At 56.8% G+C, this 13,265-nt stretch carries 9 protein-coding genes and 1 tRNA gene; 3 read left to right on the forward strand and 7 right to left on the reverse strand.

What is annotated here, in order from left to right:
- Positions 1–130: 130 nt before the first annotated feature.
- The 6 genes from KQI65_00005 to KQI65_00030 all read right to left on the reverse strand — a co-directional run bounded on the left by KQI65_00005 (position 131) and on the right by KQI65_00030 (position 3,736).
- The gene (locus tag KQI65_00005; GenBank protein ID MCB2203101.1) at positions 131–934 is read right to left on the reverse strand and encodes a hypothetical protein; all 804 of its coding nucleotides are present in this window, start codon (positions 932–934) and stop codon (positions 131–133) included.
- Positions 935–944: 10 nt separating this feature from the next.
- The gene (gene rdgB, locus KQI65_00010; protein MCB2203102.1) at positions 945–1,535 is read right to left on the reverse strand and encodes an RdgB/HAM1 family non-canonical purine NTP pyrophosphatase; all 591 of its coding nucleotides are present in this window, start codon (positions 1,533–1,535) and stop codon (positions 945–947) included.
- 73 nt (positions 1,536–1,608) lie between these two features.
- Positions 1,609–1,908 (reverse strand): EthD family reductase, encoded by a 300-nt coding sequence (locus KQI65_00015; protein MCB2203103.1) that lies wholly within the window; start codon positions 1,906–1,908, stop codon positions 1,609–1,611.
- Positions 1,909–2,038: 130 nt separating this feature from the next.
- On the reverse strand, positions 2,039–2,779 hold the full coding sequence (locus KQI65_00020; GenBank protein MCB2203104.1) for a Bax inhibitor-1/YccA family protein: 741 nt from the start codon (positions 2,777–2,779) through the stop codon (positions 2,039–2,041).
- A gap of 68 nt (positions 2,780–2,847) precedes the next feature.
- On the reverse strand, positions 2,848–3,597 hold the full coding sequence (locus KQI65_00025) for a hypothetical protein (protein ID MCB2203105.1): 750 nt from the start codon (positions 3,595–3,597) through the stop codon (positions 2,848–2,850).
- Positions 3,598–3,661: 64 nt separating this feature from the next.
- Positions 3,662–3,736: transfer RNA gene (locus KQI65_00030), tRNA-Val, on the reverse strand.
- A gap of 128 nt (positions 3,737–3,864) precedes the next feature.
- Here KQI65_00030 and KQI65_00035 point away from each other — a divergent pair.
- On the forward strand, positions 3,865–5,643 hold the full coding sequence (locus tag KQI65_00035) for a peptidase M14 (protein MCB2203106.1): 1,779 nt from the start codon (positions 3,865–3,867) through the stop codon (positions 5,641–5,643).
- Between the two features lie 243 nt (positions 5,644–5,886).
- Here KQI65_00035 and uvrB read toward each other — a convergent pair whose 3' ends face one another.
- The gene (gene uvrB / locus KQI65_00040) at positions 5,887–7,902 is read right to left on the reverse strand and encodes an excinuclease ABC subunit UvrB (GenBank protein ID MCB2203107.1); all 2,016 of its coding nucleotides are present in this window, start codon (positions 7,900–7,902) and stop codon (positions 5,887–5,889) included.
- A gap of 576 nt (positions 7,903–8,478) precedes the next feature.
- On the opposite strand from uvrB, the gene KQI65_00045 reads away from it, so the two are divergent.
- Both KQI65_00045 and KQI65_00050 read left to right on the forward strand, forming a co-directional pair.
- Positions 8,479–11,697: a T9SS type A sorting domain-containing protein gene (locus KQI65_00045; protein MCB2203108.1), complete on the forward strand. Its 3,219-nt coding sequence runs from the start codon at positions 8,479–8,481 to the stop codon at positions 11,695–11,697.
- A gap of 542 nt (positions 11,698–12,239) precedes the next feature.
- Positions 12,240–13,109: a sugar nucleotide-binding protein gene (locus KQI65_00050; GenBank protein MCB2203109.1), complete on the forward strand. Its 870-nt coding sequence runs from the start codon at positions 12,240–12,242 to the stop codon at positions 13,107–13,109.
- The last annotated feature ends 156 nt before the right edge of the window (positions 13,110–13,265 follow it).

The raw sequence follows: 13,265 nt of genomic DNA on the forward strand, positions 1-13,265 counted from the left end.
GCAGGCGAAACCACTCGCCGCAGGCGAAACCACTCGCCGCAGGCGAAACCACTCGCCGCAGGCGAAACCACTCGTCCCGCAACGCGGGACGAAACACCGGACCGCAGGCGGCGCTATGCGCCGACGAGGTTTACGGACAGAAGGGGTCTGGCTGGGGGATGTCGAAGTTGATGAGTTCCTGGCGGGCCTGGCCGTAGGTGAGATCAAGGGGGAGTCCGCCGCGCAGAAGCGTGAAAATGGCCGTGGAGCCTTCGATGACCACGATGCCATGGGCACGCGTGTAGTAGAAATCGGCATCCTCGTCGATAGTGATGGGAACGAGAATGTTATCGGGATTGGGGATACTGGCGTCGATGGAGAGCGTGACATGGGCGCAATCCTTGTACGTGCGCTGGTCGGTAACCACGGAAGTCCGTCCCCGGTACCGTCCAGAAATCCGGTAACGGATGGTCAGCAGGGGGATGGGAGAATATTCGAAATTGAAGATGGTCCACTCTGTCTGCGGATTATCGACAGATGGCACGGCCAGGAATTCACTCGGGATGTCCTCGATAGGAAGTCCCGGAATACTGCCGATGGATGCGAGCTGGATGAGTCCGGGACTGCTCATCATCACCCCGGCGGCCGTTTTGCGGACGAACAGTGTATCCGTCGTGGGACCCATCGCCGTGATCACCTGGTTGAGCTGCACGGCATAGGAAAGGCTGTCAACCGCTCTCGTACCGGTGATGCTGGAGCGCACCTGTGCGACGCCCTTTGCCCAGCTCCCGTTCCGCATCGTATCGACGCGGTATTCCCACGCGCTTCCCGCTTCCACGGGATAGTACTGCATGTCCGCCATGAGGGCATTCCCGCTGGAAACGACATCAGGAGGGGCTTCATTACAGGCGACGAGCACGAGGCTCAGCAGAAGAAGGGGAAGAACGCTGCGCATGGGGAACCTCTCAGCTCTGGAGGAATTGCTTGAGTTTCATGATGGCGAGTGCACGATGACTGATACTGTTTTTTTCTTCAGCGGTCAGTTCGGCGTAGCTGCGGTCATATCCTTCGGGACGAAAAACGGGATCGTAGCCGAAGCCGTTTTCACCGCTGGGATGGCGCAGAATGTCTCCCTCGACCTTCCCCTCGAAATACTCTTCCATCCTGTGTCCCACCAAAGCAATCACGCAGCGGAAGCGCGCATCGCGCCGGCGCGGCGGTACCTGCCGCATGGCACCCAGCAATTTCTCATTGTTGTCCGCATACGTCGCATCCTCACCCGCATAACGCGCCGAGTACACCCCGGGAGCGCCAAGGAGGTAGTACACTTCCAGTCCCGTATCATCGGCAATCACCGGCAATCCGGTGCACTTGTGCGCCGCCAGCGCTTTCTTGAGCGCGTTCGCCTCCAGCGTCTTGCCGTCCTCTTCGACTTCAGGACAGTCCGGAAATTCCGTCAGATCACGGATGGTGATCGGGAGTCCCTCAAGCATGGCGCGGAGTTCTTCTGTTTTGTGAGGATTGCGTGTCGCAAGGACGAGCGTATCGAACTTCATTGTGGACTGGATACCAGTTGTGGATGCAATACGTCAACTTACTGCAGTTTGCGGATAAGGGCAACCTTTACGCTCAGGCATCCCCGGGATCGCTTTCCAGCGTCACCATCTCCATCCCCTGCCCTGATGATTCCATGATCTCGCGCGAAATACGGCGTCCCTCCGGCGAAGCAAACGCCTCGTTCATCGCATCTTCGGTGGCAAAGCGGGCCTCGACCATCAATTGTGCCGGGAATTCTCCCATCGCCGACGCCACCACGCGCAGCATGGCAATCCCCTCCGCTCCCGGAAGCGCATGCAGTAACGGAAGAAAGCTTTCCTTTATATACGCTTCCTGTTCCTTATCGTTGAATAACCAGATCGTACGAATCATAATGGGGTCCTTTGCGCCTTACGGCGCAGGTGTTTGTGCCTGGCGGCACAGGTGTTTGCGCCTGACGGCGCAGGTGTTCGCGCCTTACGGCGCGATTAGAACACCTTAAAGAAGCGCGATAACCTACTCACTACTCCCGTGTGCGGGCGAGGAGGCGGAGAATTTCGATGTACAGCCAGACGAGGGTGACCATCAGGGCGAAGGCACCGTACCATTCCATCTGCTTCGGGGCGCCGGATGAGGACAGCCGCGCAATCAGATCGAAGTCGAGCACGAGGTTGAGCGTGGCGATGCCAATGATGGCGAGATTGAGCACGATGCCCAGCGTTCCGCCACCGTGCAGCAGGGGCATGGAAACGCCGAACATACCCATCACCATTGACGCCATATAGAAGAGGAACACTCCTCCCGTAGCGGCTATGACACCGATGCGGAATTTCTGTGTTACAGGGATGAGTCCCGCACGGTAGGTGACGAGCATGCCCACCATGATGCCGAATGTAAGAACGACGGCAGGAATGACGATGCCGGGATAGCGCGCTTCGAAAAATGCGGAGATTCCGCCCAGAAACATGCCCTCGAGGAAGGCGTAGATGGGAGCGGAAATCGGCGCCCACTGGGGACGAAAGGATGTCGCGATGGCGGCGATAAATCCGCCGATCAGGCCAATTATCATTTTGGCGGACATCCCGGCGGCCGGCGCGCCCCAGCTGACGTCGGACCAGGACCAGCTCGCACCGAGCAGTACGATGAGAAAGAGCAGACCTGTCTTGTTCAGGGCTCCGTTGAACGTCATGCGCTCCTCGCCCGCGAACTGCACCGCAGCGGACTGAAAGCGTCGCTCGTTGAGTATGGGATTACCGGACTTCATGGCGATCTCCTCGAGTGAATATCAATTACCTACCGATAGAACACAGGAGTCTCGCCGGGAGTTCTCCGTCAGTTCTGCACCGGTGGATGACCCTCGGGCAACTCGCTTCCGCTGTTCTGCTGCGGAGCGTCTACCGGCGGATGTCCCTCGGGGAAACTGCTGATAACCTCGGGCTCCGTGATCTTCGCATCGGTCGGTGGATTGAACATGTCGCGGGTGGGAGTGAAGTCGGTATCGATGTCCACCGCCGTCATGACGATATGCTGTCCACCCATCACGACGTCCATTTTCATGGTCAGTCCCTTCCACAGCGCAACCTTGATGCCGCCCATGCCGAGCTCGTACACATCGCATTCGCGGTCGAGGATGGTTTCGGTGCCGACCTTCGTTCCGCCACCACGCACGATGAAGGATTCCTGGAAATGTTCTTTTTCTTCAGGACTGAAATCCGCCACCAGACGGCGAATACGTGAGGTATCGAAATTGCTGCGCGTGCCTTCCATCGTCGTCAGATCGATGTTCCACTGCACGGTGTCGGCCGTGATGTCGAGCTGATGAATGCTGCGCGTATTCCCCTGGAAGCTGAAAGTCATCGAATCCAGCAGCGCCTGGTACATGCCGTAATTGGCGATGGTATGCGTCTTGTTCCCCGATGCTGCATCGCTGTATTCATAGGTAATGATGGCATTCGGGACGCCATAAAGCTTCACCGGCGGCGGCGTGGTGGAAAGCGCATCACCGTGTTCTCCCCCACCGCCACAGGCGGCCAAAACCATTCCTGAAACAAGTAGAATCGTGGCAATAATCGATCTGCGCATGGTGTGCTTCGCTCCGCATTAACGTATCTGGAAAACCTCGCCAGGCGAGTGCAAGGAAGGATTGTGGGCAGTGAGGGATTCGAACCCCCGACCTTCTGGGTGTAAACCAGACGCTCTGAACCTGCTGAGCTAACTGCCCAAGTCAGGTAATATAACAAATTTCATATTACAAATTACAGATTGCAGATTTTGCCATTTGCGATCTGAAATCTGTAATCTGAAATATGTACTTTGTTTGTTTTCATCGGCATAGTTGGAGAACAAGGCATGCGTTTGATCTGGCTGGGATTGGTATTGCTGGCGGCCGCCAACAGCGCGGCAGGGCAGGATTGGGAAACGTATTACGAGGCGTCGGGGGGCGTGGCCTCGCCCGATTTTGCCGAGACGATGAAATACCTGCAGCGGCTGGAGCAGGCGTCCACATGGATTCATGTGACGGACTTCGGCGTGACGCCGCAGGGACGCAGGCTTCCGCTGGTCATCCTGGCGAAGGACGGGGAATTTACCCCGGAACGCGCCGCAGCATCGGGAAAGGAAATCCTCCTGATACAGGCGGGCATTCACGCGGGAGAGATCGACGGGAAAGATGCCGGCATGATGCTCCTGCGGGATATCGCCATCACGCATGATCTCGCCTCGCTGGTGGATTCCACGATCGTGCTGTTCATGCCGATTTTCAATCTCGATGGACACGAGCGACGCAGTCCCTACAACCGCATCAATCAGAACGGGCCCGAAATCATGGGCTGGCGCACGACGGCGCAAAACCTGAATCTCAACCGTGACTACCTGAAGGCGGACGCCCCGGAAATGCGTGCCTGGCTGCGCCTGTTCAATAACTGGATGCCCGACATGCTGATCGACTGTCATGTGACCGACGGTATCGATTTTCAGTACAACCTGACCTACACCATGGAAATGCACGGGAACATGTCTCCCCCCGTGGTGACATGGCAGCGTGGACTCGAAGCGGCATGCATCGACGGGATGCAGGCGAAGAACGACCCCATCGCGCCGTATACCTGGCCACGGGAACGCAGCGATCTGAGCAAGGGGATTGTAGACTGGGCGAGTCCCCCGCGCCTGAGCACGGGATATGCCGCCGTGCGCAATCGCGCCAACCTCCTGATCGAAACTCATATGCTGAAACCCTACAGCGCACGCGTACAGGCAACGTACAACATGCTGGAGCTGGTACTGCGCTACGTGCATGACCATCACGGCTCCCTGCGTGCCGCCGTCCGCGCCGCGGAAAAACGCGATCTCGCGCATTTCGGCAGCGGTGATACGACATCCGTGCCCGTAGCTTTCCGCGCCGCAGGCAGCACGAGGGAATTCCATTTCCTGGGATATGCCTCCGAGGTTCATGAAAGCGAAATCAGCGGCGGTGAGTATGTGACCTGGGATCACTCGCGTCCCATGGAGGCCACCATACCCCTGTTCGATGACGTACAGCCCACCGTCAGCATTCGTCCCCCGCGTTTCTACCTGATTCCGCAGGAATGGAAGGACGTTCTGGAAGTTCTGCGTTTTCACGCCGTCGAGCTCGCGCGCCTGACGCGGGATATCAGACTTATCGTTGAAACCTATGTGTTCAGTGAGCCGAAGTGGAGGGAGAGTCCTTACGAAGGACGCTTCACCGTCGAAGCGGAGCAGCAGACGCGGCAGGACACCATGATTTTCCCGGAAGGGACATACGTGGTCGACATGGCACAGGCTTCCGCCCGTGCCGCACTGCATCTGCTCGAACCCCGGGCACCGGATTCCTTCGTGTACTGGGGTTTCTTCAACGCCATCTTCGAACGCAAGGAGTATTTCGAGGATTACGTGATGGAAGCCATGGCGCCGGACATGCTGGAAAACGATCCGCAGCTGCGCGCCGAATTCGAACAGCGTCTCGCCTCCGACAGCACCTTCGCCGCTTCTCCCCGCGAGCGACTCATGTTCTTCTATCAGCGCTCCCCGTACTGGGACAAGAAGAAGGATGTCTATCCCGTGCGCCGGCTTATGCGACCGATGAGGCTGCCCACGGAGAGTGCTCGCTAGCGCTCGCGCGGGAGTCTCATCCCGCCTCGCGGGATTCGACGCGGAAGTTCCTTCGGAACGCTGGGGCGCCGAAGGCGCGCGTGCGAAGCACTCATGCGGCCCCTCGCGAAGCGGGGGGCTCCAGCGTCCCGATTTAACGGGACTCACGCGTTCCGCGTCTCTGTCCGTCGAAGCATGAGTAAAGCGAAGGTGGAAGCGGAACTCACGCGAATTGAAGCAAGGTAATCCACGCTGCAGCGTGGATTACCTTGCTTCAATTCGGGCTATCTCGTCGCGGAGTTGGGCGGCGCGTTCGAATTCGAGGTCTTTGGCGGCTTCGCGCATTTCGCCGCGGAGCTGTTCGATGAGTTCTTTTTTCTGTTCGTCGGTCATGAAGCGCAGGACGGGCTCGGCGACCAGTTTGGGCTTCTGACGCTCCTGCCGCTCGTCGCGTTTGGCCTTGACATCGGCGATTGCGGTGGAGTGCATGATTTCGTCCATCGACTTGCGGATGGTTTCGGGATTGATGCCGTGTTCGGTGTTGTAATCTTTCTGCAGCACGCGGCGGCGCGTGGTTTCGTCGATGACGCGCTGCATGGAATCCGTGATACGATCGGCATACATGATCACCAGTCCGTCAGCGTTGCGCGCGGTGCGCCCCGCGATCTGCATGATTGCACTTTCACTGCGGAGGAAGCCTTCCTTGTCCGCATCCAGAATAGCGACGAGTGAGACCTCGGGGAGATCGAGTCCTTCACGCAGCAGATTTACACCCACCAGCACATCGAAATTCCCGAGACGCAGTTCGCGCAGGATTTCCACGCGTTCGAGTGAATCGATATCGGAGTGCATGTAGCGCACGCGGATCCCGATGTTTTCGAGGTACTCGGTGAGATCCTCGGACATACGCTTGGTAAGCGTGGTGACAAGGACGCGCTCATTCTTCGCTGCGCGTTCGCGGATTTCGGCGATGAGATCGTCGATCTGATTGCGCACGGGACGCACCTCCATGGGAGGATCGAGGAGTCCGGTGGGACGAATAATCTGTTCCACCACCACGCCCCCGCTGCGTTCGAGCTCATAGGGTCCGGGAGTCGCGCTGACGAAAATGCACTGGTTGATCAGCGTCTCAAATTCGTCGAATTTCTGCGGCCTGTTGTCCAGCGCCGACGGCAGCCGGAATCCATGCTCAACGAGGGTGGTTTTCCGCATGCGGTCGCCATTGTACATGGCACGCACCTGGGGCAGCGTCTGATGCGATTCGTCGATCACGAGGAGGAAATCTTCCGGGAAATAATCCAGCAGGCATTCCGGCCGATCCCCCGGTTGTCTTCCCGCCAGGTGCCGTGAGTAATTCTCCACTCCCGAGCAGTATCCTATTTCCTTCATCATCTCCAGGTCGTAGCGTGTGCGCTGTTCCAGCCGCTGCGCTTCGAGAAATTTCCCGCTGTTGCGGAAAAACTCCAGCTGTTCATCCAGCTCGACCTCGATATCCTTGATGGCGCGCTTCAATTCCTCTTCCGTCGTCAGGAAATGCTTTGCCGGATACACCGCCGCTTCCTGGATTTTCTCGCGTACCTTTCCCGTCATGCGATCCACCAGCGACAGCGTATCGATTTCATCCCCGAAAAACTCCACGCGCAGCACTTCATCCGATTCATAGGCCTGGATGATCTCAATGACATCACCCCGCACGCGGAAGGTCCCGCGTGAAAAATCGAAATCGTTGCGCACGTAGTGGATGTCCGTCAGCCGTCGCAGAAAGGCATCGCGCGACACCTCCTCACCCGCGCGCAAGAACACCAGCTGATCCGCATACGCCTCGCGAGAACCGATGCCGTAAATACAGGATACCGACGCCACGATGATAACGTCCCTTCGTCCCTCTATCAGCGCCGTCGTCGCCTTCAGCCGCAGGCGGTCGATCTCGTCGTTGATGGACATATCCTTCTCTATATATGTGTCCGTCGACGGGATATAGGCTTCCGGCTGATAGTAGTCGTAGTAGGAAATGAAGAATTCCACCGCATTGTCAGGGAAAAAACTTTTGAATTCCCCGTACAACTGCGCGGCCAGGGTCTTGTTGTGGGAAATGACAAGCGTGGGACGCCCGATCTCCTCTATCACGTTCGATACCGTAAACGTCTTGCCACTGCCCGTCACCCCCAGCAGCGTCTGAAAATCATCACCCCGGTTGATTCCCTCTATCAGCTGACGAATCGCCTCGGGCTGATCACCGGTCGGCTTATACTCCGATACGAGCTTGAACTTCCTGTCCATGTCACCTTTCCTGCCTTGATGCTGCACAACATGAAAGATAGGGAGAATTTCTGAATATATCCGGGGGACACAACGACACCAAGGCACGAAGACACCAAGGCACGAAGACACCAAGAGACAAGTAAAATATGACAATGTGCGGTCATGTTTCCATCGTTCGATATTTCCATTTTTCCATTCTGACGGCCGTAAGCATCTGTTATTATGCACTTTCTGCATATTCTGCCGCGGGATTTTATGCAGAAACTGCATAAAATTTCGCAGTCGTTTGATCCACTTGATGCGATTTTGAGTGCGCTATCGCCACAGAGTGAATTTTTTTCACGTTTCCTCTTGAAATTGATGGAATTCCTGAATATGTTTACACCATAAGCCCAAAAAGTACCTATGGTCAGCAGTTTTTTGTGGTCTCCCATGTGGAGCTACTGTTGTTTGCTGACTCTTGAGAATTGCCAACTCAATCGTTTCTGACCGGTTTTTTTCATCTGGACGTTACCGCATGTATTCAGCGGCAGCTTCAGGATGGAAGTTCTGCCGGGGATGAGATGTTTTCTTTTACTATTCACGAGGTATGTCATGAGGCTCATGCAACCACTTCCTTTTCGGAAGCGTGCTGTTGTGTTTGCGATTGCGCTTTCCGTGCTCTTTCTGGGCGCAGAAGTGCTGCAGGCACAGCAAATGATGCCGCTTCCTGCTTACAACAACACATACAATGGTCAGGTCCGTGGACTCTGGTTCACCGCGCCTGCGGATTTCCGCATTGTCGGACTCCGTGTCCCCACTGATGTGGGTACTGGCGTGCAGAATATCCAGGTCGTCAAGATGAACGCCGCCCTGCAGCCCTGGCCCGCGACCACGACGAACTACACTTCGCTGGGGGTATGGACGAATGTGAATTCGACCAATATGATTCCCTGCGACATTCTGATAAGCAATGGTGATATCATCGGTATCATCGGGACGCGCGGCAGCAATGGTTCGACGCAGGCGAACTCCTACTCTGTCGGCAACTCGCCGTGGACGGCGAGCAACGGTATTTTCGGTCTCCCCGTGACACTGCATCGTTTCGGTCATCAGGGATACACCTATCCCGTCGGTGATGTGTGGTGGGAGCCCAATTATCAGGTCTGCCGCGTCGAGATGTATTACACCTCCGCCGTCACCGGTCCCAACGATGCCGGTATCGGATCGATCGATTCTCCGTTCAATTTCTGCGCCGGCAATGAGGACATCATCGTCACGCTGAAGAATTTCGGAACCAATCAGATTACGTCCGCAACGATCAACTGGACGCTGAACGGTGTGCCGCAGACGCCGTACAACTGGACCGGACTGCTGGATACGCTGAATTTCAGCACGCGTTCAACGCAGGTCACGCTTGCGAACATGAGTTTCCAGAGCGGTGTGCCCTATACCATCACGGCGTGGACCACGATGCCGAACGGTGTGCAGGATACCATAACCAGTAATGACAGCTCTTCCGTGACCGTGCAGGCGGCTATCGCCGGCACCTTCACCATCGGCGGCGCATCACCGGATTACACGGATTTCGCTTCCGCCGTCAATGATCTCAACCAGTTTGGAGTGTGCGGTCCCGTTGTCTACAACGTGCGTCCAGGCACCTACAATGAACAGGTGGAACTGAGCGACATTGCAGGGACATCATCCATTAACACCATCACCTTCCAGGGTGAAACCGGCAACAACGCCGATGTACACATGACGTTTGCGGCAACAGGAACCGCGAACAACTACGTTGTCAGTTACAACGGCTGCCAGTGGGTAACGTTCAAGGACATGACAATTGAAGGAACCGGCTCCTCCTACGGAACCGCCGTGCTCATTCAGGGAACGGCGACCGACAACACTGTTGAGGGCTGCGAGCTGATATCCCCCGATGTGAATTCCACATCAACCTACATGGCCGTCGTGTATTCGCCGTCCGGTTCACTCAATCACCGCACGTCCTTCATCGACTGCGGCATTCGTGAAGGTGGATACGGCATGTACCTGTATGGCAGCAATACCACATCCACGATGGACGGCTGCCTCATCCAGGGCTGCGAATTCACCGGACAGTACTATCGTCCCTACTACGGTGTGTATCTTGGGGAGATCAAGTTCCTCGACAACCGCATCGTGCAGGAAGCGGCAAACACGTACACGTACCACTATCCCGCTTCTTTCTACTACGGATACAATTCGCAGATCGAACGCAACACGTTCATTTCCTACGGCGGCAACTACTGCTATGGTGTGTATTTCTATTATGAGAACTACTACCAGAGCGGTCAGTCGCGATTTGTCAACAACATGATCTCGATGCTGGATTGCAATTACGGGTATTACAGTGTCTACGCGTACCGTATGGGCAATACCCTGTTTGCACACAACACCATTTACAGCAACACCCCGTACACCAGCAGTTATCTCGTCTACGCACCCTATGGACAGGGCAGCGACATCTACAACAACATCTTCTATCATGCCGGTGCAGGATATTGCTGGTATGAAGTCGGCAACGGCTACATCAACGACTCCGATTACAACCTCTGGTATTCGAACGGTAACAACCTCGCGTACTGGGGCGGCGCGCGTGCAAGTCTCGCGGCACTGCAATCCTACACCGGCATGGACGCGAATTCGATCAGCAAGTCCGTCACCTACAAAGACTGGTATGCCGGCGATCTGCATCTGGCGAGTCCTTCAGACGACGACACCGATCTGTTCGGAACATTGCTGGCGTCGGTCACTGACGACATCGACCATGAGGCACGCGTCAATCCCTATCGCGGGGCGGACGAAGCCTGCTACGTGGCACCTGGAAGTCTGAATTACAGCTTCGTTGACGCACAGGGACTTCCCGCAGCCTATGCGGAAGCGCCCGGGACCATCGGCGTCGAGTATTCAGTGACCTTCCCCGAGTTCGCCTCCACGGTCACCTTCACCGTTCAGTTCTTCGATGTCACGACCAACACCCTCGCGTGGCAGACCAGCTTCCAGGCAGCGAAAGCCTATGGTGTGCCGCTCAGTGGCGTGCAATACATCAACCTGCCGCAGTCGCTGCAGCCGGGCACGTACAAGATTGAAGTGATCTTCAACACGAAAAACAGCTGCGACGTCTACCGCGACTACATGCCGTATCCCGTGGCCCTGCTTGTCGTGGGTGAAGGACAGAAGCCCTGCGTGGTCTGGCCGGGTGATGTCAACAACGACGGTATCGTGACATACGTCGATCGCCGCGATCTCAACCTCTATATTTACAATGCCAACTTGCGCTCGACCTGGCTGAGTGGTCCCGCCCGTTACCAGGCCGATGCTGAAACCAATCCCTTCACATACGTCGAGTGGAAACCGCAGGCTGCCGCCCCATGGTACACCCCCGAGGGCTGCTACATGGATACCGACGGTAACGGCGTCGTGAACAATATGGACTACATCGCGATGAAGCTGAACTGGGCGCAGACCACGCCGACCTATCCCGGCACGCCGAAGTCCAGCGCTCCCACCGCTGCCAGCTTCTCGATGGATCAGAACTATCCGAATCCATTTAATCCGACCACGATGATCAAGTTCTCGGTTCCCGAACAGTCGCATGTGCGCCTGGTGGTGACCGACGCACTCGGACGTCAGGTGGCGGAACTGGTCGACGGCAGTGTCGACCAGGGTCTGCATGAAGTGCAGTTCGATGCTTCCCAGCTCTCGAGTGGCACCTACATCGCCACCATCAGTGTGACCGGCAGCGAGTCGAACCTGACCTTCACGAAGACCATCAAAATGGCGCTGTCCAAATAGCGTCCGACTTTCCACATACCTCATGGAACGATATCCCCCGGTCCGCCGCATTTTCGGTTGGCCGGGGGTTGTCGTTATGCTCGTTCCCGATTGCATCGGGAACTCGGTGCGGGAGCGCCTGTCGGCGCGCGGGAGCTCGTCCCGTAAACGGGACTCGCGCAGAAGTCTCGCTTCGCTCGACGGAGGAGTTCCGCTACGCGGAACGCGGGAGCTTCGCTTCGCTCGACGCGATGGTGCCTTTGGACCTGTCATCAATGCCAGTATGATGTTTCCATCCTTCAATTTTTCTATCTTTTGATTGTCTGCCATGGTATACCTGTTTTTGTCATCCGGGATTGCTTCCTGGATGAATCGGTGCATCCGGGAATACGTTGCCGGAAGCAATCCCGGCTCCACAGGAATTTGTCATTTGCGATTTGTCATCTGCCATCTGCTCCGCCTTCGTCCCGTCCCGCTTCCTCCTTCGCTTTCGCTTCGCTCAAGCTTCGGCGGACAGGTGCGCGGGTGGACTTCGGCGCGACAGGAATCTGGAATTTGAGCCCATGCGTAACGTACTTGTCACCGGAGCGAATGGTTTTTTGGGGTACAATGTGTGCCGGGGGATGCGAGAGTATGGGTTGCGCGTGGTGGGGACGTCACGGAGTCCGGAAGACGGACATAGCGAAGCGGAGCTGTGGCTGCGCTTCGAATTGAATGGTGGCGATGCACATGCGCTGCTCGATCAGGCAGCCAGCGACGTGGTCGTGCATGCGGCAGCCTGTGCGGCGCGAAAGGATTGCGCCTCCGATCCATCCTACGCGAATCGCATCAATGCCGGTGCCGCGGCCGAACTGGCGGCTGCCTGCAGGGAGCGCGATATCGGCTTCTTCTTCATATCTACCGATCTCGTTTTCGATGGCAGTGCTGCTCCCTACGCGGAAGATGATATGCCAGCCCCGGCTTCGATTTACGGCGCAAGCAAGGCGGAAGCGGAAGGCGCGGTCATGGCTGCGCATCCAGATGCGTATGTACTTCGCTGCGCACTGATCTACGGGAATGATGCTGCCGGGAATCCCGCCTCTTTTCTGTCGTGGAATGTGCAGCATCCCCTCCGCGGCATTTCCATCTCCCTGTACGAAAACCAGCATCGCACGCCTCTCTTCGTCGACGATGTCGCCCGTGCCATTCGCGTACTCGAAAGCACGGACGCCGCGCCCGGCATATACCACCTGGGCGGACCCGACCGCCTCAGCCGCATGGACATCGGTATCCATCTCTCCCGCCACTACGGCTTCTCTCCCGCCCTGATCCAATCCGTCGCTCTCCCCGAAACCGACGACACATCACTGCGCACGGACAAAATCCGTGAAGCCTGCGGAATGGAGTTTACCAGCTTCGAGGACGGTCTGCGTCAGCTGACAGCTTCGATGTAGGCCTGCAGTCTCTTCCGCTCGGATATGACTTCAGCTGACCGCTTCGATGCAGGCTGACAGTCCCTTCTTCTCGGCCGACTATGGAATGATGGAAATATGGGGTCACGGGTATGATTCCATTTTTCCATCATTTCATCTTTCCATAGTCACCACACT

The organism is bacterium, from assembly GCA_020444325.1.
Classification (GTDB): domain Bacteria; phylum Bacteroidota; class Ignavibacteria; order SZUA-365; family SZUA-365; genus BM516.